At 63.5% G+C, this 23,821-nt stretch carries 22 protein-coding genes and 1 pseudogene; 7 read left to right on the plus strand and 16 right to left on the minus strand.

All coding sequences use genetic code 11. The features are described 5' to 3' along the window. Positions 1 to 76 precede the first annotated feature (76 nt). The 12 genes from PV760_RS03795 to PV760_RS03850 all read right to left on the minus strand — a co-directional run bounded on the left by PV760_RS03795 (position 77) and on the right by PV760_RS03850 (position 12,640). A complete protein-coding gene (locus PV760_RS03795; protein WP_018777266.1) occupies positions 77 to 727 on the minus strand; it encodes a DedA family protein in 651 nt (216 codons plus the stop codon). 85 nt (positions 728 to 812) lie between these two features. Next, the gene (locus tag PV760_RS03800; RefSeq protein WP_018777265.1) at positions 813 to 2,123 is read right to left on the minus strand and encodes a thymidine phosphorylase; all 1,311 of its coding nucleotides are present in this window, start codon (positions 2,121 to 2,123) and stop codon (positions 813 to 815) included. Then, complete coding sequence (locus PV760_RS03805) at positions 2,120 to 2,524, minus strand: cytidine deaminase (RefSeq protein ID WP_018777264.1); 405 nt, start codon at positions 2,522 to 2,524, stop codon at positions 2,120 to 2,122. Before PV760_RS03805 ends, PV760_RS03800 begins: the two co-directional genes overlap by 4 nt. A 2-nt stretch (positions 2,525 to 2,526) precedes the next feature. Continuing rightward, positions 2,527 to 3,816, minus strand: a complete 1,290-nt coding sequence (locus tag PV760_RS03810; RefSeq protein WP_018777263.1) for an ABC transporter permease — start codon at positions 3,814 to 3,816, stop codon at positions 2,527 to 2,529. After that, entirely contained in the window at positions 3,813 to 5,162 is a 1,350-nt protein-coding gene (locus tag PV760_RS03815) for an ABC transporter permease (RefSeq protein ID WP_055974671.1), read from the minus strand. Before PV760_RS03815 ends, PV760_RS03810 begins: the two co-directional genes overlap by 4 nt. Further along, a complete protein-coding gene (locus PV760_RS03820; protein WP_026267097.1) occupies positions 5,152 to 6,672 on the minus strand; it encodes an ABC transporter ATP-binding protein in 1,521 nt (506 codons plus the stop codon). The genes PV760_RS03815 and PV760_RS03820 overlap by 11 nt, the downstream gene beginning before the upstream one ends. Before the next feature lie 133 nt (positions 6,673 to 6,805). Further along, positions 6,806 to 7,912 carry a BMP family lipoprotein gene (locus tag PV760_RS03825; RefSeq protein ID WP_018777260.1) on the minus strand — a complete coding sequence of 369 codons (1,107 nt, stop codon included), beginning with the start codon at positions 7,910 to 7,912 and terminating at the stop codon, positions 6,806 to 6,808. Positions 7,913 to 8,155: 243 nt separating this feature from the next. Beyond that, the gene (locus tag PV760_RS03830; protein ID WP_018777259.1) at positions 8,156 to 9,178 is read right to left on the minus strand and encodes an NADP-dependent oxidoreductase; all 1,023 of its coding nucleotides are present in this window, start codon (positions 9,176 to 9,178) and stop codon (positions 8,156 to 8,158) included. Continuing rightward, positions 9,175 to 9,606, minus strand: a complete 432-nt coding sequence (locus PV760_RS03835) for an organic hydroperoxide resistance protein (protein WP_018777258.1) — start codon at positions 9,604 to 9,606, stop codon at positions 9,175 to 9,177. Before PV760_RS03835 ends, PV760_RS03830 begins: the two co-directional genes overlap by 4 nt. Positions 9,607 to 9,671: 65 nt before the next feature. Beyond that, positions 9,672 to 10,106 (minus strand): MarR family winged helix-turn-helix transcriptional regulator, encoded by a 435-nt coding sequence (locus tag PV760_RS03840; RefSeq protein ID WP_039240284.1) that lies wholly within the window; start codon positions 10,104 to 10,106, stop codon positions 9,672 to 9,674. Between the two features lie 121 nt (positions 10,107 to 10,227). Next, complete coding sequence (locus PV760_RS03845; RefSeq protein WP_018777256.1) at positions 10,228 to 11,433, minus strand: amidohydrolase; 1,206 nt, start codon at positions 11,431 to 11,433, stop codon at positions 10,228 to 10,230. A 109-nt stretch (positions 11,434 to 11,542) separates the two neighbouring features. Then, positions 11,543 to 12,640, minus strand: a complete 1,098-nt coding sequence (locus PV760_RS03850) for a mannose-1-phosphate guanylyltransferase (RefSeq protein ID WP_018777255.1) — start codon at positions 12,638 to 12,640, stop codon at positions 11,543 to 11,545. A 289-nt stretch (positions 12,641 to 12,929) separates the two neighbouring features. On the opposite strand from PV760_RS03850, the gene sdhC reads away from it, so the two are divergent. From sdhC to PV760_RS03875, 5 genes are all read left to right on the plus strand, one after another. Then, positions 12,930 to 13,310 (plus strand): succinate dehydrogenase, cytochrome b556 subunit, encoded by a 381-nt coding sequence (sdhC, locus tag PV760_RS03855; RefSeq protein WP_018777254.1) that lies wholly within the window; start codon positions 12,930 to 12,932, stop codon positions 13,308 to 13,310. 3 nt (positions 13,311 to 13,313) lie between these two features. Then, positions 13,314 to 13,775, plus strand: coding sequence for a succinate dehydrogenase hydrophobic membrane anchor subunit (locus tag PV760_RS03860; RefSeq protein WP_017197835.1), 462 nt, complete (start codon positions 13,314 to 13,316; stop codon positions 13,773 to 13,775). Positions 13,776 to 13,875: 100 nt separating this feature from the next. Further along, positions 13,876 to 15,675: a succinate dehydrogenase flavoprotein subunit gene (gene sdhA / locus PV760_RS03865; RefSeq protein ID WP_018777253.1), complete on the plus strand. Its 1,800-nt coding sequence runs from the start codon at positions 13,876 to 13,878 to the stop codon at positions 15,673 to 15,675. Further along, complete coding sequence (locus tag PV760_RS03870; RefSeq protein ID WP_018777252.1) at positions 15,675 to 16,457, plus strand: succinate dehydrogenase iron-sulfur subunit; 783 nt, start codon at positions 15,675 to 15,677, stop codon at positions 16,455 to 16,457. Before sdhA ends, PV760_RS03870 begins: the two co-directional genes overlap by 1 nt. A gap of 115 nt (positions 16,458 to 16,572) precedes the next feature. Then, positions 16,573 to 17,340, plus strand: coding sequence for an alpha/beta hydrolase family protein (locus tag PV760_RS03875; RefSeq protein ID WP_018777251.1), 768 nt, complete (start codon positions 16,573 to 16,575; stop codon positions 17,338 to 17,340). Between the two features lie 72 nt (positions 17,341 to 17,412). On the opposite strand, the gene PV760_RS03880 is transcribed toward PV760_RS03875, so the two are convergent. Then, on the minus strand, positions 17,413 to 18,714 hold the full coding sequence (locus tag PV760_RS03880) for an ABC transporter substrate-binding protein (RefSeq protein WP_354627178.1): 1,302 nt from the start codon (positions 18,712 to 18,714) through the stop codon (positions 17,413 to 17,415). Between the two features lie 109 nt (positions 18,715 to 18,823). On the opposite strand from PV760_RS03880, the pseudogene PV760_RS21450 reads away from it, so the two are divergent. Further along, positions 18,824 to 19,591 (plus strand): annotated as a pseudogene (locus PV760_RS21450) (glycoside hydrolase family 43 protein); the annotation flags it as partial. 153 nt (positions 19,592 to 19,744) lie between these two features. Then, entirely contained in the window at positions 19,745 to 21,940 is a 2,196-nt protein-coding gene (locus tag PV760_RS03885) for a hypothetical protein (RefSeq protein ID WP_502921425.1), read from the plus strand. Positions 21,941 to 21,956: 16 nt separating this feature from the next. Here PV760_RS03885 and PV760_RS03890 read toward each other — a convergent pair whose 3' ends face one another. Genes PV760_RS03890 through PV760_RS03900 form a run of 3 tightly spaced genes read right to left on the minus strand, consistent with a single transcriptional unit; the run spans position 21,957 to position 23,817 of the window. After that, entirely contained in the window at positions 21,957 to 22,109 is a 153-nt protein-coding gene (locus tag PV760_RS03890; RefSeq protein WP_018777248.1) for a hypothetical protein, read from the minus strand. An 18-nt stretch (positions 22,110 to 22,127) separates the two neighbouring features. Then, complete coding sequence (locus PV760_RS03895; RefSeq protein ID WP_354627180.1) at positions 22,128 to 23,213, minus strand: YihY/virulence factor BrkB family protein; 1,086 nt, start codon at positions 23,211 to 23,213, stop codon at positions 22,128 to 22,130. After that, positions 23,140 to 23,817, minus strand: a complete 678-nt coding sequence (locus tag PV760_RS03900) for a 2'-5' RNA ligase family protein (protein ID WP_018777246.1) — start codon at positions 23,815 to 23,817, stop codon at positions 23,140 to 23,142. Before PV760_RS03900 ends, PV760_RS03895 begins: the two co-directional genes overlap by 74 nt. Positions 23,818 to 23,821: the final 4 nt, after the last annotated feature.

Below are 23,821 nucleotides of genomic sequence, written 5' to 3' on the forward strand. Positions count from 1 at the left end.
GATCACACGCTTAACGCTATCGGTCACGCTTCGTGGAGGCGTCAACCGGCGGACTGATCTTGGGAGGCCGTGAGTGTCATACCGTGGGTGGAGGCGGGACGTCCTGCCCGGGAATGTTCTTGCCGTCCAGGGGCACGGATCCGCGCACCCGGCTGATGATGCGGTCAATGATGATGCCGAGGATCACTGCCACCACAATCGCTATGACGGCACCCAGCAGATGGTTGTGCTCGAACCAGACGCCGAAGAAGTATCCGAGCACCACTGAGTAGCTGGCCCAGAGAACTGCCGAGGCTGCGGTCAGGAGAACAAAGCGGCGGTGATTGAAATGCGTGGCTCCGGCGGTGAGGTTGACCGCCACCCTGCCGATGGGAATGAACCTGGCGACCATGATGAGCGAAGCAGCACGCCTGCGCAGTTCCTTGCCGGCCCAGCGGAAGGCGCCCTGCATCCGTTGCCTCCGCATCCAGCGCCAGCGCTGCGTGCCGATCCGCTGGCCGATGATGTAGGCAATGTTGTCGCCGGCGAAAGCCCCCAGTGCCGCCATCAAGCCCAGCAGCCAGATGTTCGGCGAACCGCTGCTGCCCGAGACCGCGCTCAGGCCCACCACCACGGACTCACTGGGGATCGGTGGGAAGAAGCCGTCAATGAGGCAACAGGCGAGCACCAGGAACAACACCCACGGCTGTTCCGCCGCGGCGAGGATGAAGTCGTTGATGCCCTGCACGGTTTCCTTCGAGTAGCGGCTCCCCCACAGGCGCCGGACGACGATTATTCCGGGCCATCCGCAGGACGGCCCGGAATAATCCAGCCTAGGCGATGCGGCTGATAATTAGCTGACGGGCGGGACGTGAACCCTCAGGGGCAATGACCACCGCGTCCTGCAGGGCTTCCTTGGCACGATCAAACTTCTCCGGAGTGTCCGTCAGGAGCGTCATGAGCGGCTCGCCGGCGCGGACCAAAGCGCCGGGCTTGGCGTGCATGCGCACGCCTGCCCCGGCCTGGACCTGGTCCTCTTTACGTGCCCTGCCGGCGCCCAAGCGCCAGGCTGCGACGCCCACGGAAAGAGCGTCCAATTCCACCAGGACCCCATCTGCCGGGGCGTAGACAACCTCGGATTCCTTGGCTACCGGCAGTGCGGCCCGGGGATCGCCGCCCTGGGCTTCGATCATCCGGTTCCAGACATCCATGGCCCTGCCGTCCTTCAGCGCCGCTGCCGGATCAGCATCGTGGATACCGGCACCGGCCAGCATTTCCTCAGCCAGGCGCACCGTCAGTTCGACGACGTCTTCCGGACCGCCGCCGGCCAGGACCTCCACGGATTCCTCTACCTCGATGGCGTTTCCGGCTGTCAATCCGAGCGGGGTGGACATGTCCGTTATCAGCGCCACGGTGTGCACGCCGGCGTCCTTGCCCAGGGCCACCATGGTTTCGGCAAGCTCCCGGGCCCGGGCTTCATCCTTCATGAAAGCACCCGAACCAACCTTGACGTCCAACACCAGCGATCCCGTGCCCTCCGCGATCTTCTTGCTCATGATCGAGGAAGCAATCAGCGGAATCGCCTCCACCGTTCCGGTGACGTCGCGGAGTGCGTACAGCTTCTTGTCCGCAGGCGCCAGCCCCGAACCTGCCGCGCAAATGACCGCTCCCACGTCCTGGAGCTGGGACATGATCTCGTCATTGCTGAGGTTGGCCCGCCATCCGGGAATAGCCTCAAGCTTGTCCAGGGTCCCGCCGGTGTGGCCAAGTCCGCGGCCCGACAACTGCGGTACCGCGACGCCGAAGACGGCCACGAGAGGTGCCAGCGGCAGCGTGATCTTGTCCCCGACCCCGCCGGTGGAGTGCTTGTCGCTCGTAGCCTTCATGCCGCCGTCGGGCCTTGTGAGGGACGAAAAGTCCATCCGCTCGCCCGAGGCGATCATGGCGGAAGTCCACCGCGATATTTCGGCGCGGTCCATGCCGTTGAGGAGGATGGCCATGTTGAGCGCTGCCATCTGTTCCTCGGCGATCACGCCACGGGTGTACGCGTCGATTGTCCAATCGATCTGCTCAGGCGTGAGCGTGCCCTTGTCCCGCTTGATGGTGATGATCTGAACGGCGTCGAACGCTTCGGTACTGGTCACGTGGTTTCCTCCAGGTGTTCCGGACCAAAGGCGTCGGGCAGTACCTGGTCCATGGTTTTGATGCCTTGGGTGGTCATGAGCTGCATGCCGGGGGCCCTGAATTCATAAAGCAACTGGCGGCAGCGGCCACACGGCATGAGGATGTTGCCTTGCCCGTCCACGCAATAGAACGCGGCAAGCCTTCCGCCACCGGTCATGTGGAGTTGGCCCACCAGCGCGCACTCGGCACAGAGGGTCAGCCCGTAGCTGGCGTTCTCGACGTTGCAGCCGCTGACGATCCTGCCGTCGTCGGTGAGGGCAGCAGCCCCCACCGGGAACTTCGAGTACGGAGCGTAGGCGTTTTCCATGGCCTGTTTCGCGGCTGCTTCCAGGGCGGGCCAGTCGACGTCGTTTTCCGGCATCGTCAACCCTTCACGTACGGTATGCCGCTTGCGGCCGGTGGCCGCGACTTACCCACCAAACCGGCGACGGCGAAGATGGTCACCAGGTACGGCAGCATGGCCATGAACTGGCTGGGCACCGGGGTACCGATGATGCCCAGGATCGACTGCAGGTTGTACGCGAAACCAAAGAGCAGCGACGCCAGGAACGCGCCGATCGGATTCCAACGGCCAAAGATCAGGGCAGCGAGGGCAATGAAGCCGCGGCCACCAGAGATGTCCTTGGTGAAGGAATCGATGGTCACCAGGGTGAACACAGCCCCGCCGATACCGGCGATCGCACCGCCCAGGGTGACATTCCAGAATCGGGTGGCGTTGACGTTGATGCCCAGGGTATCGGCCGCTTGCGGGTGCTCACCGACAGCGCGGACGCGCAAGCCCCAGCGGGTCTTGAACAAGCCGAACCACACCACGGCCACTGCGATGTACATGAGGTAGCCCGCGATGGACTGCTCGAACAGGATGGGCCCGATGATGGGGATATCCGAGAGCAGCGGGATCGGCAGGATGTCCAGGCGGCCCGGGGTGTTGAACTGCTCCTTGTTGGGAACCATGAGGGTGCCGTACAGGAAGCCCGTGAGGCCCGAGACCAGGACGTTGAGCACCACGCCGACGATGATCTGGTTGACGAGGTACTTGATGCTGAAGACCGCGAGGACCATGGACACCACCGCGCCGGCGGCAGCAGCCGCAATCAGGCCGATGTACGGGCTGCCGGTCATGGTGGCTACGAGCGCCGCCGTGAAAGCGCCGCCCAGAAGCTGGCCTTCGATGGCGATGTTGACGACGCCGACGCGCTCACATAAAACACCGGACAGCGAGCCGAAAACCAACGGAACAGCGAGGGTCACCGACCCGGCGACCAGGCCCGCCAATGAGATGGATGGCTGGCGGGCCCCGGCCACGATCCACACCAGGAGGGCGAAGACAAAGACCACGGCAAAGGCAATGGGGAGCCACTTCGGCGATTTTTCCCCCTGCGTCCAGAGGTAGATCGAGTAGGCAGCCATGGCCAGCAGCAGGATGCCGAAGACAATGCCGCCCACCTGTCCCGGAATCATGAGGGCAGGAACGGCAACGGCGTCACCGGCGTCGCTGATTTTCATCTCCGCGGTCTTGTCCGAGCCCAGGAAGCCGAAGAACACCAGCGCGATGAGGGCGAGGACGCCCAGCGAAACCGGAACCTTCAGTGAGGGCCGGAACCCCGGCAGGGCCGTGGACCCGGGCGTTGGAGCGGTGGTTGTCGCGCTCATTTGGCACCTCCGGTGGCATTGGCAAGGGCAGCTTCAGGAGCCGCCTTCGGTGTCTTGTTCTTCTTCTTTTTCTTGCCCTCGAGCCGGAAGATCGACCTGATCAGGGGCGGTGCGGCGATGAACAGGACGATCAGGGATTGGACCACGAGCACGATGTCGATGGGGGTTCCCGTCTGGATCTGCATCTGCACGGCACCGGCACGGAAAGCCCCGAACAACAGTCCGGCGAAGAACGTGCCCCACGGTGTACTGCGGCCCAGCAGGGCAACAGTGATGGAGTCGAATCCGATCTGTGCGGCCACGCCGCCGGTGAGGACTTTCTCCGTTCCCGCAACCTGTGCGACACCGCCGAACGCCGCCAGGGCACCGGCCAAGGCCATCACCATGATGGTGGCGCGTGGCACCTTCACCCCGGCCGTACGCGCGGCCACGGGGTTGGCGCCGACGGCACGGAATTCGAAACCGATGGTGGAGCGGTTCAGCAGCCACCACACGCCATAGGTCAGCGCGATGGCCACCAGGAAGCCCAGGTGGAGCCGGGATCCCGGGATCAGCACCGGATAGGTGGCCGATTCATCCAGACGCGGCGAAATGGGGCTGTTGTCCCCAGGGCGCCGGAAGGCGGCGGTGTTCAGGAGGAAGTCCAGCAGGAACAGCGCCACGTAGTTCAGCATGATGGTCACGATGACCTCGTGCGCGCCGGTCCTGGCCTTAAGGATCCCAACGATTGCGCCCCATGCGGCGCCACCGAGGACACCCATGATGATCACCAGGAGGAGGTGCAGGCCAAACGGCAGGTGCCAGGTGAAACCAACATAGGCGGCCAGGGTGGCACTGATGATGATCTGCCCCTGCGCACCGATGTTGAACAGGCCTGCGCGGAACGCCAGGGCCACGCCCAGGCCCGCGCAAATGAGCGGCGTCGCCACTGTCATGGTTTCAAGCAGCGGAGCGAACCCCTGGCGGCTGTTGAACACCGCACCTTGGAAGAGGGCCACGTAGCTGTCCGTCATGGCAGACCACAGCGCACTCAGGAAGTCGCTGGGGCGGGCGAACAGGTACCCTGCGGTCTTGGCTACCTGGGTGTCCGTACTGGCAATCAGCAGTCCACCGAGGAAAAGGGCCACGATCACGGCCAGGACCGAAACGAAGCCATTGCCCATCACGATCCGACGCATGACGCTGCCCTGTTGGTGCCCCGGTTCGCCGCTCTGGGAGGAGACAGGAACGATGGACGGCTCCAACGCGCCGCCGGCAGTATCCAAGGCAACGTCAGCTGCCCGGACTTCCGCGGTGGATTCTTCAGGTCTCTGGTCCTTGGCGGACCCGTCGCTGCTACTGGTCATCGGAGCCTCCTTCGGGGCCGACGCCGGCCATCATCAAGCCGAGCGTGTCGCGTGGTGTTCCCGCCGGGACGATGCCCACGAGTTTGCCCTTGTAGAGCACGGCTATCCTGTCTGCGAGCTCAATGACTTCATCAAGCTCTGTGGAAACGATCATGACCGGCGTTCCGACATCCCGCTCGGCGACGATGCGCTTATGCAGGAACTCGATGGAACCGACGTCCACACCGCGTGTGGGTTGGCTTGCAATGAACAACCGCAGCGGACGCGAAAGTTCCCTGGCCATGACCACTTTTTGCTGGTTACCGCCGGACAGGGTCCCCGCAGCCGACCCCGCGGAGGGGGTACGGATATCGAATTCCGCGATCTTGGCCTTGGCATGCTCTGCAACCTTGGCAGGCTTCATGCTGATGCCGCTGGCAAACGGTGCTTGGTCGTAGAGGTCAAGCACCAGGTTTTCGGCCACGGAGAACGGGCCCACCAGGCCGTCCACGGTGCGGTCTTCGGGAACGAAGCCGACGCCGGAACGCAGGACTTCCTTGACGGGCAGTCCGAGAAGCTGCTTCCCGTCCAGGACCACCGAACCTGTGACATGTTCCTGGATGCCGAGGATGGCTTCCGTCAGTTCCGTTTGGCCGTTGCCCTGGACACCGGCGACGGCGAGGATCTCACCTTGGGCGATATCGAAGCTGATGCCGTCCACGACGTTGGTGCCGTTTGCGGCGCGGACAGTGAGGTTTTCGACGACGAACGTGGTTTCCTTCGGCTGCGCGGCAGCCTTGTTCAGGCTCAGGCTGACCGGCCGGCCCACCATCATGGAGGCAAGCTCCGTGGCCGATGCCGTAGGAGGGGCGTCGCCTACCACTTTGCCGCGGCGGACCACGGTAATGACGTCGGAAACAGCCTTCACTTCCCGCAGCTTGTGCGAAATGAAGACGATGGACGTGCCGCCGGCTTTGAGCTGGCGCATGATGTCCAGGAGCTCATCGGTTTCCTGCGGGGTGAGCACGGCTGTGGGCTCGTCCAAGATGAGGACCTTGGCTTCCCGTACCAGCGCCTTGATGATCTCCACGCGCTGCTGGACGCCCACGGGGAGGTCCTCCACCAGGGCATCGGGATCGACGTCGAAGCCGTACTTGTCGGAGATTTCCCGGATCTTCTTCCGGGTTTCATCGATGCTGAGGACACCGCCGAACGACGTCGGTTCAGCACCGAGCGCAACGTTCTCGGCGACCGTGAAGACCGGGACCAGCATGAAGTGCTGGTGCACCATGCCGATGCCCGCCGCCATGGCATCGCCGGGGCCGCGGAAGTTGACGGGCTGGTCATCTACCAGGATCTGGCCGGCGGTGGGCTCGTAGAGCCCGTACAGCACGTTCATGAGGGTTGATTTGCCGGCACCGTTTTCGCCTAGAAGGCAGTGGATCTGGCCGGATTCGACCACGAGGTCGATGTCTTGGTTGGCGTAGAAGGTCCCGAAGGCTTTCGAGATCCCCTTCAATTCGAGTTTCACAACTCCCACCGTTCTGTGAGTCCGAGGGACAGCTGAACAGCTCCAAAGCTACGAGCTTTGGGTTCAGCCTAGTCAGGGCAAAAACGCGCCGCCAGTACCGGGGCTCGGTACTGGCGGCGCGTCCAGGAATTGCTTACTTCTTGGGGCTTGCCTTCGATTCGACCACGAGCTTGCCGGAGACGATATCCGCCTTCAGAGCGTCAAGTTCGGACTTGGTTTCTGCAGAAACAGCCGAGTCGAGATCGTGGAACGGGGCAATGGCCACGCCGTCGTTCTCCAACGTGCCAACGTAGGCTTTGTTGCTGAACTTGCCGTCCTTGTCGTCCTTCACCACGGTTTCGACGGCCTCGCCCATCTGCTTGACCACGGAGGTCAGCATGAGGTCCTTGTATTCGGGAGCCGTCAGGTAGCCGTCGGAGTCAACCCAGATCAGCTTGACGTCCTTACCGGCGGCTTTGGCTTCCTTAAGCGCGGCACCGGCACCCTTGCCAACCGGACCGGCGACGGGCATGACGATGTCCGCGCCCTGGTCCAGGAGGTTGATGGTGACCTGCTTGCCGGTGTCCTGCTTCTCGAAGTCGCCGGTGAAGGAGCCGTCCTGGGTGTTCTTGTCCCAGCCGACAACCTGGACGTTCTTGTTCTTGGCCTTGTTGTAGGCCTGGACGCCGTCGTAGAAACCATCCATGAAGATCGTCACCGTGGGGATCTTGATGCCGCCGAAGGTTCCCACCTTGCCGGTCTTGGTGGTTGCAGCAGCGGCGTAGCCCGCAAGGTATGCAGCCTGGGCGGTGTCGTAGACGACGGGCTTGACGTTGGCGATCGGGGCGTCGTACGCGAAGTCGATGATCGCGAAGTGCTTGTCGGTGTTCTTTTCGGCAGCGGCCTTGGTGGCGTCGCCCAGGAGGAAGCCCACCGTGACAGTCAGGTTGCAGCCTGCGGAGACCATGCCGTTGAGGTTGGTCTCAAAGTCGCTGTTCGCCTTGGATTCGGCCGACTTGGTCTGGATGCCCAGATCTGCTTCGGCCTTCTTCAGTCCCTCGAAGGAGGACTGGTTAAACGACTGGTCGTCGAATCCGCCGGAGTCGGAAACGATGCATCCGAGGAAGTCGCTCTTGGTGGCGGCGCCGGATCCGGCGTCGGGGGCCTGGCCACAGCCGGTCAGCAGGAGCGCTGCTGCGCCGACGGTTGCAACACCGGCCATTGAACCGCGCTTCAGGGTGGCACGCAGTGGTTTCTTCAATTTTCCTCCAGGAAGAAAGTGATTGGCGCTACGACGGATGGTCAATGAGTGTCCGTTTCCTATACCTGAGGCAGAAATTCTGTTTTCACTGATGCTCGCAGCTGCGCCGAAGCGCATTGATGACACCACCCTAGTGGCCTGGAACACACCCGGATAGCACAAAGGCGGCCTGCCGCTCAGATTGTTGACTTTTTGTTACCAAGCAGTAGCCGGGTGTGCAAGTCACACCCGGCTACTGTCGCATCACAGGCGGACGAGCATCTTTCCTGTGTTCGCTCCATCCAGCAAATCAATGAACGCCTGGGGCGCATTTTCCAAGCCGTCAACGATCGTCTCGTCGTAGCTGATGGTGCCGTCGGCAAGCCATCCGGCCATCTTTTGGGCAAACTCGGCAGCATGCTGGCGCTGCCCGCCGACGAGGAACCCGCGAAGGGTCAGCTGCTTGCCGATCGCCACTGCCATGTTCCGCGGCGCTGCCGGAGGTTCGGTGGAGTTGTACTGGGCGATCGCACCGCACATTGCCACGCGTCCGCCTACCGTGAGCGTTGCCAGGGCGGCCTCGAGGTGTTCCCCGCCAACGTTGTCGAAGTACACATCGATGCCTCGCTCCCCCGCAGCTTCCTGGAGCTGCTCGAGGACGGGACCATCGTTGTAGTTGAACGCGGAGTCGAAGCCTAGTTCCAGCAGCCGTGCGACCTTTTCCGGCGAACCGGCGCTGCCGATGACCTTGGAGGCGCCCATGGCCTTGGCAATCTGGCCCACCATGGAACCGACGGCACCGGCCGCTCCGGAGACGAACACGACGTCGCCCTCTTTGAACTCGGCAACCTTCAGCAGGCCGGCATAGGCCGTGAGGCCGGTCATGCCCAGCGCGCCGAGGAAGGCCGAGGTGGGAGCGAGTCCGCCCGGCACCGGCGTGGTGGCAGCAGCGTCAACCACCGCGTGTTCGCGCCACCCCAGTTGATGCACGACGACGTCACCCACCTTGTGCGCGTCCGAACGGGACGCGATCACCTCACCTACGGCACCGCCGTCGAGCGCTGCATCGAGGCGGAACGGCGCCGAGTACGACTTGACGTCGTTCATCCGGCCGCGCATGTAAGGATCCACGGACATGAACTGGTTCTTTACCAGGAGCTGGCCTTCAGCGAGCTCCGGCAGTTCAGCCTGTGCCAGACGGAAGTTCTCCGGCGCCGGACGGCCGACGGGGCGGGAGGCAAGGTGGATTTCGCGGGTCTGCACCGGGGTGCCTGCTACGGCGCTCATGCTGCGAACTCCACGAGCTTGAGGTCAACGTTCATGTTGCCGCGGGTGGCGTTGGAATAGGGGCAGATCTGGTGCGCCTTGGCCATCAGGGCTTCGGCGGTTTCGCGGTCCAGGGCAGGCAAGGCGATCTCGAGTTCGGCAGCGAGGCCGTAGCCTTCGCTGTCGGTCAGCGCGCCAAAGTGGATCTTCGCCGCAACGGCAGAGTCGCTGACGTCGGCACGCTCCTTGCGGCCAACCAGCCGCAGCGCCGAGTGGAAGCAGGCTGCATAGCCGGCCGCGAACAGCTGCTCGGGGTTGGTTCCCTGGCCGTTGCCACCGAGTTCCACCGGGCTGGCGAGGGCTACATCCAGCTTGCCGTCCTTGGTGCGGGCGTTGCCGTCACGGCCTTCGCCGGAGGCAAGCGCCTCTGCTGTGTAGAGAGTCTTCATGGTGTTTCCGTTTCTCTTCGGGAATGGGATGGCATGGAAAAATTCAGAGTGAGCTGTTCAGGGCCTCAAAGTGAGCTGTTCAGGGCTGCGGTGAGCTTGCCGAGGGTTGCGTGGAGCTGCTCGATTTCGGCTGCGGAAAGTCCGGCGGCGTCGGCCAACCGTTGGGGCACTGCCTGGGCCTTGGCGCTCAGCGCTGTTCCGGCGTCGGTCAGGACCACATCCACGCGGCGTTCGTCCTCGGCGGAGCGTTTCCGCTCAACGAGCCCCAGGCCTTCAAGCCGTTTTAGCAACGGCGACAATGTTCCGGAATCCAGCCCCAGTTCGGCACCGAGTTCCCGGACGCTTCGCGGCTCCTGCTCCCACAACACCAGCATCACCAGGTACTGCGGGTAGGTCAGGCCGAGGTCGTCGAGGACGGGGCGGTAGACCGCCGTCGCGGCCTTTGATGCCGAGTACAGCGCAAAGCAGACCTGGTGGCGGAGGCGGGGTGCATCACTCATGGATAAAACGATAGTGCACAATTCAATTGTGCACAACTCAATTAGAGGCAGGCTGCCCAAGCAAGGGACAGCGAATGCTCCAAAGAGGGCTCAACGGGACATCTGCTGTCCCCCGGTTGGACTACTGGGGAAGGTCGCGGATGGTACGGAGTGCAGCCGCAGTGAGGACGCGGACGGCGTAGCCAAGGGCGCGCTCATCAACGATGAAGTCGCCGCGGTGAAGATCGTATTCCTCGCCGCCGGGGGTATGCGTCCCCAGGCGCATCATGGCGCCGGGCAGGTCCGCCAGGAACCACGCAAAATCTTCGCCGCCCATGGACTGCGGGGTGAGCACAACAGCGTTCTCCCCCAGTTCCGCGCGGGCAGAGGCTTCGATGAGGGCCGTCTCATGCTCGGAGTTCACCACGGGAGGCACGCCGCGGGTGTGCTCCAGGTGCACGTCCACGCCGTAGGGCGCAGCGACCTGCCTGACGACGTCGTCCAGCAACTCGCCCGCACTGTGCCAGGCATCGCGGTCCAGGCAACGCATGGTGCCGGCCATGTAGCCCGTACCGGGAATGGCGTTCGGCGCCGAACCTGCCGAAATCTGTCCCCACACCACGGAGACGCCGCTGCGGACGTCCACCCTGCGGGACAGCACTGCGGGAACATTCACCGCTATCTGGGCCAACGCGAACACCAGATCCTCGGTCAGGTGCGGCCTGGAGGTGTGGCCGCCGCGGCCGGAAAGCTCGATTTTGATGGTGTCCGACGCTGACGTGATGGCGCCTATGCGCGTGCCGATCTGGCCCACGTTGATCCTCGGGTCGCAGTGCAGTGCCAGGATGCGCGGCACGCCCTCAAGCACCCCCTGCTCGATGCAGGACAACGCGCCGCCTGGCATCGTTTCCTCGGCGGGCTGGAAAATGATCCGCACCGTGCCGCCCAGCGGGTTGTTCTTGTGCATCCGCTGGAGTGTCAGGGCAATGCCCAGCATCGCAGTGGTGTGGACATCATGTCCGCAGGCATGCGTCACGCCGTGGTTCTTGGAGGCGAACGGCAGGCCGGTTTCCTCGATAATCGGCAAAGCGTCAATGTCCCCGCGAAGAGCCGTGGCGATGGGACCCTCCCCCACGTCGACGGTGAGCCCGGTTCCTTCGAGCCGGCGCGGCTTGAGTCCGGCTGCTTCGAGCCGCTCCACCAGTTTGTCCGTGGTGCGGAATTCCTTGAACGACAGTTCCGGGTGCGCATGGAGGTCCCGGCGGAACTCAATGAGCCCGGGGAGCAGTTCATCAACCCAGGGACTCACAACGGGGGCGGGCTCGGTTTCAGTCGTGTAATTGCGCACGTCACAACTCTAGCCATCCGGGGCACCCGAAGACCGAAAGCCACCTCTTGGTTACGCCACGTTCAGACGCAGGACAAGCAAAGAGGTGGCTCACGGTATAAGGCTCGCGCTACAGGACGTCCGTGTCGCCGCTGGCTTTCAGGGCGTCAACGGTGCCTTTCACCAGTTGGGCATGCTCTTTCGTGGTGACCAGCAGGGCATCCGGGGTGTCCACGATGACCACGTCTTTGATACCGATCAGGGCGATCACACGCTTGGTGTCCGAGACCACCACGCCGCTGGCATCCTCCGCGAACACGCGTGCGCCCTCGCCGAGAACCGTCACTTCGTCGACGTCGCCGGCGTTGTTCAGGCGACCGATCGCGGCAAAGTCGCCAACGTCGTCCCACCGGAAGGTGCCAGGCACGACGGCGACGTCGCCGGCTGCCGCTGCGGGCTCGGCTACTGCATAGTCAATCGCAATCTTGGGCAGGGTGGGCCACACACGGGCGGTAACCTCAGCCCGCTGCGGGGTGTCCCAGGCCTCGGCGATCTCCTGGAGGCCGGCGAAGAGTACGGGCTGGTTGGCCTCGAGGTGCTTGAGCATCAACGCGACGGGAGCCACGAACATGCCTGCGTTCCAAACGTAGTCCCCTGCTTCGACGTACTTATTGGCAACTTCCTGGCTGGGCTTCTCCACGAATTCGGCCACCGCCAGCGCGTTCGGAGCGCCGTCAACGTTGAGCGCAGCGCCCGAACGGATGTAGCCGAAGCCCGTGGAGGCGTGGGTGGGCTTGATGCCGATGGTGACAATCTTGCCCGTGGCTGCGGTGTAGATCGCCTCCCGGACAGTCTCCTGGAACAGGTCGTCGGGGCTGATCACGTGGTCAGCGGCGAAGGACCCCATGATGGTCTCCGGATCGCGGCGGTAAAGGATGGCAGCGGCCAGGCCGATCGCCGCACCCGAATCCTTGGGCTCGCTTTCGAGCACCAATTCGTCGTCCCCTACTTCCGGGAGCTGGCGGCAGACAGCCGCACGGTGGGCCTCGCCCGTCACTACCAGTACGCGTTCGCCGGCCAGTGGCTCCAGGCGGTCGTAGGTAGCCCTCAACAAGGTGCTGCCGGACCCGGTCAGGTCGTGCAGGAACTTAGGCGCGGCGGCACGCGAGAGCGGCCATAGCCGGGTCCCCACACCGCCCGCCGGAATAACCGCATGGAAGCGGTTCATGGGCGATTCCGGGTATTTCGCGTCTTCTGTACTCACCGCAACACTTTATCCGACGCAAGCGGTAAGCTCCGCAGAACGCCACGCATGTGGCGTTCGTCTCAGACAGTATCCAAAATCGCCTGAATCCGGGCAGGAAACATGGAATTAACACGCAGAGAAGCCCGTCCTAAATTGAATATGCTGTGAGCGAAGCCTAGATTTAGGCGTGAGCTACGAGTGCTCTCGCAGCAGGCGTTCCCCCCGCGTGGATCCCATGCCAGCGCCGCTGTGTTGCAGGAAGGTTTAATCAGTGCCGACAAAACCAGCTGGCACCTTGTACCGCGGCCGTGAAGGCATGTGGTCCTGGGTTGGACATCGTATTACCGGTGTAGTGATCTTTTTCTTCTTGTTGGTCCATGTGTTGGACACCTCATTGGTGCGCGTGTCCCCTGAGGCCTACACGGCCGTCATTGGTGCTTACAAGAACCCCCTCATGGCCCTGGGGGAAACGGGCCTGGTCGCCGCGATCATCTTCCACGCCTTCAATGGCCTGCGTGTGATCGCGATCGACTTCTGGAAGAAGGGCGCAAAGTACCAGCGCCAGATGCTCTGGGTCGTGCTTGCGCTGTGGCTGGTCACGTTCGCCGGCTTCGCCATCCGCCACCTTTCCCTCGCGCTGGGAGGCCACTAAGCCATGACAACCATCGAATCTCCGCGCAGCGGAAAGATCGCCCCGAAGTACAACCGCACCGGCTCCAGCCGTGGCAACTTCGAGATGATCGCCTGGCTCTTCATGCGCCTCTCCGGCATCGTCCTGGTGGTGCTGATCTTCGGCCACCTCTTCGTTAACCTGCTGGTAGGCGAAGGCATCCACGCCATCGATTTCGGTTTCGTCGCCGGCAAGTGGGCCGATCCCTTCTGGCAGTTCTGGGACCTGGCCATGCTGTGGCTTGCCATGCTGCACGGCACCAACGGTGTCCGCACCATCATCAACGACTACGCCGAGAAGGATTCCACGCGCTTCTGGCTCAAGATGGTTCTCTACGCAGCCACGCTGGTCATCATCATCCTCGGCACCCTGGTGATCTTCACGTTCAACCCGTGCCCCGTCGTCGACGGCGTTCAGCTTCCTGGCGGATTCTGCCCGGCCCCGTAGCGGCCCGTGCCGCATTGGCGTGGCCGGCTTGCCGGCCCGCCTGACGTAGCGGAGCAGCCTCCGCCGACCATCTGAATTTTTGAAAGAGAGAGCATCTGGTATGCAGGTCCATAAGTACGACGTCGTCATTGTCGGTGCAGGTGGCGCCGGCATGCGCGCCGCGATCGAGTCCGGTCAGCGTGCACGCACAGCGGTACTGACCAAGCTCTACCCCACCCGCTCGCACACCGGTGCGGCCCAGGGTGGTATGTGCGCAGCACTGGCCAACGTCGAAGAAGACAACTGGGAATGGCACACCTTCGACACCATCAAGGGTGGCGACTACCTGGTTGACCAGGACGCAGCCGAGGTCATGGCGAAGGAAGCCATTGACGCCGTGCTGGACCTGGAAAAGATGGGTCTGCCATTCAACCGCACGCCTGAAGGGCGCATCGACCAGCGCCGCTTCGGTGGCCACACCCGTGACCACGGCAAGGCTCCTGTCCGTCGCGCTTGCTATGCAGCCGACCGCACGGGCCACATGATCCTGCAGACCCTGTACCAAAACTGCGTCAAGCACAACGTTGAGTTCTACAACGAGTACTACGTCCTTGACCTGCTGATCGTCGAGGAAGACGCCGTCCGCGAAGACGGCACGCCCTACAAGCAGAAGCGTGTGGCCGGTGTGGTCTCCTACGACCTCGCCTCGGGCGAGCTGCACGTCTTCCAGGCCAAGTCCGTCGTGTTCGCCTCCGGTGGCGCGGGCAAGGTCTTCAAGACCACATCCAACGCCCACACCCTCACGGGCGACGGCATGGGCATCGCCTTCCGCCGCGGCATTCCGCTGGAAGACATGGAGTTCTTCCAGTTCCACCCGACAGGTCTTGCAGGCCTGGGCATCCTCCTCACCGAAGGTGCACGCGGTGAAGGTGCCATCCTGCGTAACTCGGAAGGTGAGCGCTTCATGGAGCGCTACGCCCCCACCATCAAGGACCTCGCTCCCCGTGACATCGTGGCCCGCGCCATGGCCAACGAGGTGCGTGAGGGCCGCGGTTGTGGTCCGAACAAGGACTACGTCCTCCTGGACCTGACCCACCTCGAGCCGGCCCACATCGAAGCCAAGCTCCCGGACATCACGGAGTTCGCCCGCACCTACCTGGGTGTGGAACCGTTCACCGATCCCGTCCCCGTGTTCCCCACAGCGCACTACGCCATGGGCGGCATTCCCACCAACATCACCACCGAGGTACTCCAGGACAACGACACGATCGTTCCCGGACTGTACGCCGCCGGTGAGGTTGCCTGTGTTTCCGTGCACGGCTCCAACCGCCTTGGCACCAACTCGCTCCTGGACATCAACGTCTTCGGCAAGCGTGCAGGCATTGCAGCTGCCGAGTACTCCAAGACGGCCGACTTCGTCGAGCTGCCCGAGGACCCGGAAGCAATGACCCGCGGCATCCTGGATGGCCTGCTCAGCGGCACCGGCACCGAGCGTGTTGCCCAGATCCGCAAGGAACTGCAGGACACCATGGACGCCAACATGCAGGTGTTCCGTACCAAGGAATCCCTGGAGCAGGTCCTTCGTGACATCGCATCCTTCGAAGAGCGGTACAAGAACGTCACCGTCCAGGACAAGGGCAAGCGCTTCAACCTGGACCTCCTCGAAGCAGTGGAGCTGGGCTTCCTGCTGGACATGGCCAAGGTCATGACCGTCGGTGCTCTGCACCGTGAAGAGTCCCGCGGTGGCCACTACCGCGAGGACTTCCCGGACCGCGACGACGAAAAGTTCATGAAGCACTCCATGGCTTACCTGGACACGTCCGTCACTGCCGCCTCCTCGGCGGAATCCGTTGCGGGCATCCGTCTGGAGACGAAGCCCGTGATCTTCACCCGTTACGAGCCGATGGAGCGTAAGTACTAATGACGACCGAAATGGCAGAGCCCGCATCAAAGATCGAGCTTCCGGCGAGTGTTGCCGGCGACGGTGAAATTCCCACGTTCCACATCACGCTCCGCGTGCGCCGCTACGACCCCGAGATCTCGGAAGAAGCGCGCTGGGACGACTACAAGCTGACCATGTACGGCACGGACCGTGTGCTGGACGCCCTGCACAAGGTCAAGTGGGAAATCGACGGCAGCGTCTCCTTCCGTCGCTCCTGCGCCCACGGCGTCTGTGGATCCGACGCCATGCGCATCAACGGCCGCAACCGCCTCGCCTGCAAGACGCTGCTGAAGGACCTGGACACGTCCAAGCCCATCACCGTCGAGCCGATCAAGGGCCTCCCGGTGGAGAAGGACCTGATCGTGGACATGGAACCCTTCTTCCAGTCCTTCCGCGAAGTTATGCCCTTCCTGATCAACAAGGGCCACGAGCCCACCAAGGAGCGCCTGCAGTCCGTTGAGGACCGTGAGCGTTTTGACGACACCACCAAGTGCATCCTCTGCGCAGCCTGCACCTCGTCCTGCCCGGTCTTCTGGACCGATGGCCAGTACTTCGGCCCGGCAGCAATCGTCAACGCACACCGCTTCATCTTCGATTCCCGTGATGACGCCGGCGACATGCGCCTTGAGATCCTCAACGACAAAGAAGGCGTGTGGCGCTGCCGCACCACCTTCAACTGCTCGGAAGCATGCCCCCGCGGCATCCAGGTGACCAAGGCAATCGCTGAGGTCAAGCAAGCCATCCTGGCCCGCAAGATCTAACCAGCCGTTCCTCGAAGAACAGCACGTCGACGGCGCCGCTCACCTCTGCAGGTGAGGGGCGCCGTCGTCGTTAATCAACTCCCGCAACCACACATCGCAACGCAAGGAGACCAGCGTGTCACGCTCTGAGAAGATCACCTTCACGGGAAGCACCGGCGATACGCTGGCCGGAATCGTGGACGTGCCCGAGGGACCGGTACGCGGCTGGGGCCTCTACTCGCATGGTCTTACCCTGGGTAAGGACAGCCCGGCCGCTTCACGGATCTGCAAGGGCCTGGCTGAGCAGGGAGTAGGGATGCTCCGGTTCGACAACCTCGGCCTTGGCGGCTCGGGTGGCGAATGGTCCGCCGGCTCGTTCAGCGTCAAGGTGGCCGACACGATCCTGGCGGCAGCCTTCATGCGTGAGCAGGGACGCGCGATTTCCCTGCTGGTGGGTCATTCCTTCGGTGGCGCAGCCGTCCTCGCCGCTGCCCGCGACATCCCCGGCCTCAACGCTGTCGTGACCGTGGCGGCGCCCTACGAGCCCAAGCACGTGGAGCACATGTTCGACACTGAGATTGACTCCATCCTGCGCGACGGCAGCGCCGTGGTTGACCTGGGAGGGCGTCCGATGGAGGTTCGCCGCCACTTTGTGGAGGACGTCGAAAGCGCTGACCTGCGCGACTGCATCCGGACGCTCCACAAGCCGCTGATGGTGATGCACTCCCCCACGGACAATACGGTGGGTATCGACAACGCCAGCGAGATCTTCCAAACCGCCCGGCACCCTCGGAGTTTCATCTCCCTGGAGGGCAGCGAGCACCTCCTCACGGGGAAGGGCCAGGCTGCGCGCGTGGCGCGGATCATCGGCGCGTGGGCCGACCCCTACCTGGAAGTCTCCTAAAGCAACGCGGGGTCACTTGTGGCCCGTGTTCCACCCCTGGACGGGCCAAAAGTGACCCCGCGTTGCTCCTGGCTACTTGCCGATGGCCGCTTTGCTCTCGCTGAGCCACTGCTCGGCAGCCTTCTCAGGAGTCAGGCGCTTGAACAGGACATCGGTGTTGATGCGCGCAGTGATCTCCGAAACCGCCGTGGAACCGGTGGGGCCGATGAACGTCGGCGCGAAGTCCATCTTGCCGATCTGGTCGATGTAGGCGGCCTCAACCTTACCTTGGGGAGTGAGCAGGTCCTGGATGGCCGTGCGCATGCCCGGGTTGCTGGGCACCCCGCGGTCGCTCTGGATGATCTTGGCGGCGGCCTCGTTGTTGACCAGGAAGCTCACCAGTTTGGCGGCGGCATCAGTGTGCTTGCTGCGGGCCGAAATCGTGTAGAACTGCGAAGACTGGAGCCAGATGCCCGGGGTGGGAGTTTCGCCCGGGAGCTTGAGCAGCTTCAGCTCCGCGCCGGAAGCCTTGCTCAGTGCTGAAAGGGAGTTGCTCCAGGTAAGCATCATGCCAGCCTGCCCCATGCCCATCAGCGTCTGCTCCGTGCTGACATTGAGCTTCTCCACGGTCTCCGAAGCGCTGGGGGCCGCGCCGGATTCGCTGAGCTTCAGCGAGAAGTCGAAGTAGTCCTGCACAGTGTCCTTGTCGAGCCCCAGCTGGCCATCCTGGGTGTACAGGGACTTGCCGCGTTGACGGGCGAAGGCGTCCAGGGAGTCGTGCGTGAGGACGGTGGCCGTGCCGTACGTTCCCTTGGGACTCTTGGCCGTCACTTCCGAGGCGGTCTTGGCGAAGTCGTCCCAGGACCAGCTGCTGTCATCCGGAACGGCTACGCCGGCTGCCTGGAAGACAGCAGGATTCACTACAACCGCCAGCGCGTTGGCACCTGTGGAGACACCATACTGCTTGCCCTGGACCTGGCCGTTTTCCAGGGCGCCCTGGTCCAGCTTCGACAGATCCAGCGAGCCATGGACCTTTGACAGATCCAGGAGAGCACCCCGGTTGGCGTATTCGGCCGGGTAGGCGCCACCCATGGTGATCACATCGGGAGCATCGTTGGCAGCCACTTGCGTGGCCAGTTTGTCGAAGTAGCCACTGATGTCGCCATACTCGGGCTTGACCTTGATATTGGGGTTGGCGGCCTCGAATTCCTGGATTGCCTTGTTGGTCAGTTCGGCGCGGGACGCATTGCCCCACCACGAAAAGCGGATCTCCACGGGCCCGTCTTCGGGCTGGTTTGATGAGGGGCTGGAGCAGGCCGCGGTCAGGCCCAGCATGCCCACGGCCGTCACGAAGGCCAGGGATTTGCGAATACTTCGGAGGGATTTACGCGTCATTGGGTAAGCTTCTTTCAACCTTGAGAAAACGGTTCCTGAAACGTATCAAGACGGTGTATATTCGTCAATAGTTTTGAGCTTGAACTATTCATTCCCAGAGGAGCCCGCCGTGTCACAGCCCTTGGAACAGATCCAGATCCGGGATCCCTACGTCCTGACGCTGCCCGGCTCGCAGGAGTATCTGCTCTTCGGCAGCACGGACCGGAACATCTGGTCCGGACCAGCAACCGGGTTCGACTGTTACCGAAGCAGCAACCTCGTGGACTGGGAGGGCCCGTACCCGGCTTTCCGTCCTGCTCCGGACTTCTGGAGCAAGGAGCAGTACTGGGCGCCGGAAGTCCATGAGTACAAGGGCCGCTACTTCATGTTCGCCACCTTCACCGCTCCGGGTCACACCCGTGGGACCCAAATACTGTCGGCTGCGGCCCCGCACGGACCCTATGAACCATGGAGCGACGGCCCCGTCACGCCCCGGGATTGGGAGTGCCTCGACGGGACGCTTCATGTTGATGACGACGGCGTCCCCTGGATGGTTTTCTGCCACGAATGGAAGCAGGTCAACGACGGCGGGATGGTCGCCCAACGCCTCAGTCCGGACCTGCGTACATCCGAGGGAGAACCGGTGGTGCTGTTCACCGCCTCCGAGGCTCCATGGTCGCGAGCCTTGGAGCAGGCATCCGGCGCAGCCAAGGAAGGCCCCGTGTACGTCACCGACGGTCCGTTCCTCCATAGGCTCGCCACAGGCAAGCTCATCATGTTGTGGTCCAGCTTTGCCCACAACGGATATGCCATGGGCATCGCGCGCAGCGAATCCGGGACCGTCCTTGGCCCGTGGATCCAGGAGGTGGAACCCCTGTGGAGCACCGACGGCGGCCACGGCATGATCGGCCGGAAACTGGACGGCAGCCTGTTCCTGACATTGCACCAGCCCAACAAAAGCCCCCATGAGCGGGCGGCGTTCTTCCCGCTGCGGGAACTGGAAAACACAGTGGTGCTGGAGCCTGTGGGTGGGCCGCACTCCCCCGGCGGTATCGACCGGAAATCACTGGTGCGGCGCCATAACGTCCACCAACAGGAACTGGATCCCCGGAGCCCCGTATCCGTGGGCAACGGCGAATTTGCCTTCACCATGGACCTCACCGGTTTCCAGACGCTGCCCGATGCCTACCCGGTTGCTTCCCGCGATAACCTTCCGGCAGGCACACTACTGGGCACGCAATCGCAGTGGGGCTGGCACACCATTCCGCCGGCGGAACCCTACGACCTCGCCGGGTCCACCGTCCTCTACGATTCGCCGCGCGGGCCCGTCCCTTACGTCGACATGGTGGGCGACATCGTCAACGACCGCGAGACCAACACATCCGCAGCCGAAGATTGGCTCCGTGCCAACTCCCACAGGCTCGATCTGGGCCGCGTCAGCCTCCGCTGGCTCGAGAACGGTGTGGAGCGCGAGGTACAGCCCGGGGAACTCACGCGTACCGTGCAGACGCTGGACCTGTGGACCGGAGTGGTCACCAGCCGCTTCTTCCTCGCCGGGCACCCCGTCAAGGTCACGACGGCGTGCCACCCGGACCGCGACGAGCTCGGCTTCCGTGTGGAGTCGCCTGCCCTCGGGGCCGGTTTGGTCGTGGGCGTCGCATTCCCTTACGGCTCGGGTGCCTGGCATGACGCGGCCGATTGGAACAACCCGGGGGCACACCGGACCGTCCTGGCTGGTGGGACGCCATCCGATCTACATGCTGGTTCCACTGTGTGGACGGCTGACCGGGAGCTGGACGAATCGCGCTACCAGGTCCTGATCACCGGCCCGGACCTCACGGTGGAGCAATCGGAGGAGCACCGGCTGCAGGTGCTCCCGGGAAGTCCAGCCCACCCCGTCACCAACGGCGTCCTCGACTTCAGCATCTCCTTCCGCTCTTCCGGCGACGGCGACTGCCTTCCGCGGGGTGACCACAGCTCCGGTGACCGTGCGCCGGACCCGGGCGGCGCCGCCACGGCACGTACCGGCGTCGTGCTTTCTCCGGGCAGCAGCGTTGCCGCGGCCTCCTCGGCCCATTGGTCGGGGTTCTGGTCCACGGGAGGTGCCGTGGAACTCCATGCCACGGAGGATCCACGGGCCAAGGAGCTGGAACGCAGGATCGTGCTGTCCCAGTACCTGACGGCGATCAACTGTTCGGGTTCGCTGCCGCCGCAGGAGACGGGACTCGTCTGTAATTCCTGGCGCGGCCGCTTCCACCTGGAAATGCACTGGTGGCATGCGGCGCATTTCGCACACTGGAACCGGGTGGAGCTGCTTCTGCCTTCCCTGCGCTGGTACGCAAGCATCCTGGAGGTGTCGCGGCAAACGGCCAAGGCGCAAGGATTCGACGGCGTCCGCTGGCCCAAGCAGGTAGGTCCGGACGGGCGGGAGAGCCCCAGCCCGATCGGCACCTTCCTGATCTGGCAGCAGCCGCATCCGATCTACCTTGCCGAACTGGTGTACCGGGCCAATCCCAGCCGTGATGTGCTGGAGGAGTTCGCGGAGATCGTGTTCGAATCGGCCGCGTTCATGGCCGGCTTCGCACACCCGACCCAGCGGGGCTTCGAGCTGGGTCCACCCCTGATCCCGGCACAGGAGAGTTACGGCTCCATCAGGGCATCGGTCACCAACCCAACTTTTGAGCTGGCGTACTGGCAATGGGGCCTGGAAACAGCTGCTGCCTGGCGCGAACGGCTGGGATTGGACCCTGTGGAGGAATGGTCCGTCGTAGCGAAGGCGATGGTGAAACCCAGGGTGGTGGACGGCGTCTACGCAGCCATCGACGTGGAACCCTTCACCATCCGCACAGACCACCCGTCAATGCTGTGCGCAATGGGTGTCCTCCCCCGGACCGAGCTGATCGATCCTGACATCATGCGGGCCACCTTGAAGGACGTGCTGGCGGATTGGGACTGGGCGAGTACCTGGGGGTGGGACTATCCAGTGATGGCGATGACCGCTGCGCGCTTGGGAGATCCCGAGGCCGCGGTGGAGGCGCTGCTGTTTGATGCGGGAAAGAACACCGTGCTTCCCAACGGCCACAACCGCCAGACTGATTCGTTGCCGCTGTACTTGCCGGGCAACGGCGGTCTCCTGGCCGCTGTGGCACTGATGGCGGCCGGCTGGGACAACGGACCCGGGCGGAACGCTCCCGGGTTCCCCGAAGACTGGACCGTGGCGTGGGAAGGGCTGGTGCAATCGCCCTAGCTGGAGGGCACTGCTCCTAACCGCGGCGGGGGCCCACTGCTGCGCCCACGAGCGCTCCGAGGCCAACGCCGATCAGGATGCCGAGGAAAGGCGAATTGAAGATCAGCTGCCCTGTTATCAAGCCCGCGGCAGCGCCCAGGAGGCAGGCGATCCACAGCTGATTGTTCATTGCGCCTCCACTGGATGCTCAGGTGCGCGGTGCTACGCGACGCGAACCGAGGACTTTCTTGCGCGGGGTCTCCCCCGATGCGAGGTCGGCCTCGCGGATGGCTGACCAGGACGCTGAAACGAGGTAGACCTGGCTCACCAGGTTGAACCAGATCAGCAAGCCGATGATGATGGCGAACGAAGCCAGGACAGGGTTGTTGCCGGAGCGGGCCAGAAGTTCCGTACTGAAGAATTGCAGAACCGTTGTCCCGACGCCGGCCAGCACCACGCCTTCGAGGAACGCCCGGCGCGTCAACGCCAGGCTGCCGGCGACGCGGAACAGGACGGCCGCCGTCGCGCAGTTCAGAAGGAGGGGGACGACGATCTTTACGACCGCCGCGATGGGGGCCGCGACGGTTTCGTCGAGCTTCAGGAGGTCGAAGAACCAGTCGGCCGCGGTGCCGAAAATCAGGGATGCCCCGGCGCTGACCACCAGGATCACGCCAAGGAGCAGCAGGGTTCCGGCGTCGATGAGTTTTTGAAGGATGGCGTTGCGGACCAATGGGCCCAAACCCATGACTCCGCGCAACCCCTCCCTGACGCTTGCTATCCAACCCAGCGACGTGAAGATCGTGACGGCGGCGGCGATGACCGCGGTCCAGCCCAGGCCGGAGGGGTTCAGCAGGGATTGTGGATCCACCAAGCCCTCACCGCCATTGACCTGAAGCAAGCCGGGCGCCGCGGATGCAACGCTGCCGATCACGGCGTCCTCCAGAACCGGATTTCCGCCCAGGACAATGCCTGCGACGGCAAAGCCCGTGGTGAGCAAACCTGTCACCGAGAAGAACATGTTGAAACCGATGCCCGCACTCAACAGGGGGCCGTGCTGTCGGGTGTAGTGCTGGAAGGAGCGCATGACGCGATTGGTGTTCAGCCGCGCCATGAACAACGCAAAGAAGGCGCCGGCCTTCTTCAGTGCGCCGTCGCCGGCACGCTTGGCATGGGCCCAGTCCTGCCGCTTCCGGAGCAGCTCAAGCTTGAGCTTTGCCAGCTCAGTTGGCAGTGGAGGAGTGTCCGCCTCCGTGGCCTGAATCCGCTTGCTGTTCTTCGTCAGTATCGCCGCCAAAGTCGAGCTCTTCCCGTAGCTGCCATATTCCGTTGGTGTCGTGCTCGTAAAGTCCCATGCTAACCACAGGGAAGGTGGCCCGGTAATCTCTGAGGACCGTTTCGGCCTCATCAAGATTTTCCTGGGCGACATCGTGAGCCACAGTGACGTGCGGGTGATAGGGGAAGGGCAGCCGCCGCTCAAGGGGACCGGTTTGAAGTTTCTCGTGCAACTGCACGCATTCTTCAAAGCCCTGTTCGACGTTGACGAACACTACCGGCGACACCGGACGGAACGAACCAGTGCCGGAAATCGTAATGTGGAACGGCTCCTGTGTGCGGGCTACTTCCCTGACGTGTTCCCGGGTGGCGTCCCAGTCCTGGGTGGGAGTGGTGGTGATCAAGGTGATGTGGGCCGGGATGACTTCGGCCATGGGATCGCCGAAGGAAGCCCGCCATTCCTGGAGTTCGCGGGCTATCTCCGGGGGGAAGCCAAGGATCACTCCAACGCACATGGCGTCACCGGCGCCGCAGTCGGCGCCGGTGACAGCAGGCTGGCGAGAGTCGTCAGGACCAACACCCTTACGGGTGTCGGTCTTGACGTTGAGCTGGCCAGCAGAGCACATGGAG

The sequence above is a fragment of the Paenarthrobacter sp. CC6 genome (assembly GCF_040560085.1).
GTDB classification, from domain to species: Bacteria; Actinomycetota; Actinomycetes; order Actinomycetales; family Micrococcaceae; genus Arthrobacter; species Arthrobacter nicotinovorans.

Bases quoted from the DNA above. Each gene is read 5' to 3' on its own strand.
- PV760_RS03805 (WP_018777264.1), bottom strand. From the start codon at position 2,524: ATGCCGGAAAACGACGTCGACTGGCCCGCCCTGGAAGCAGCCGCGAAA.
- PV760_RS03810 (WP_018777263.1), bottom strand. From the start codon at position 3,816: ATGAGCGCGACAACCACCGCTCCAACGCCCGGGTCCACGGCCCTGCCG.
- PV760_RS03815 (WP_055974671.1), bottom strand. From the start codon at position 5,162: ATGACCAGTAGCAGCGACGGGTCCGCCAAGGACCAGAGACCTGAAGAA.
- PV760_RS03830 (WP_018777259.1), bottom strand. From the start codon at position 9,178: ATGAGCGCCGTAGCAGGCACCCCGGTGCAGACCCGCGAAATCCACCTT.
- PV760_RS03835 (WP_018777258.1), bottom strand. From the start codon at position 9,606: ATGAAGACTCTCTACACAGCAGAGGCGCTTGCCTCCGGCGAAGGCCGT.
- PV760_RS03840 (WP_039240284.1), bottom strand. From the start codon at position 10,106: ATGAGTGATGCACCCCGCCTCCGCCACCAGGTCTGCTTTGCGCTGTAC.
- PV760_RS03850 (WP_018777255.1), bottom strand. From the start codon at position 12,640: ATGAACCGCTTCCATGCGGTTATTCCGGCGGGCGGTGTGGGGACCCGG.
- PV760_RS03860 (WP_017197835.1), top strand. From the start codon at position 13,314: ATGACAACCATCGAATCTCCGCGCAGCGGAAAGATCGCCCCGAAGTAC.
- sdhA (WP_018777253.1), top strand. From the start codon at position 13,876: ATGCAGGTCCATAAGTACGACGTCGTCATTGTCGGTGCAGGTGGCGCC.
- PV760_RS03870 (WP_018777252.1), top strand. From the start codon at position 15,675: ATGACGACCGAAATGGCAGAGCCCGCATCAAAGATCGAGCTTCCGGCG.
- PV760_RS03880 (WP_354627178.1), bottom strand. From the start codon at position 18,714: ATGACGCGTAAATCCCTCCGAAGTATTCGCAAATCCCTGGCCTTCGTG.
- PV760_RS03890 (WP_018777248.1), bottom strand. From the start codon at position 22,109: ATGAACAATCAGCTGTGGATCGCCTGCCTCCTGGGCGCTGCCGCGGGC.
- PV760_RS03900 (WP_018777246.1), bottom strand. From the start codon at position 23,817: ATGTGCTCTGCTGGCCAGCTCAACGTCAAGACCGACACCCGTAAGGGT.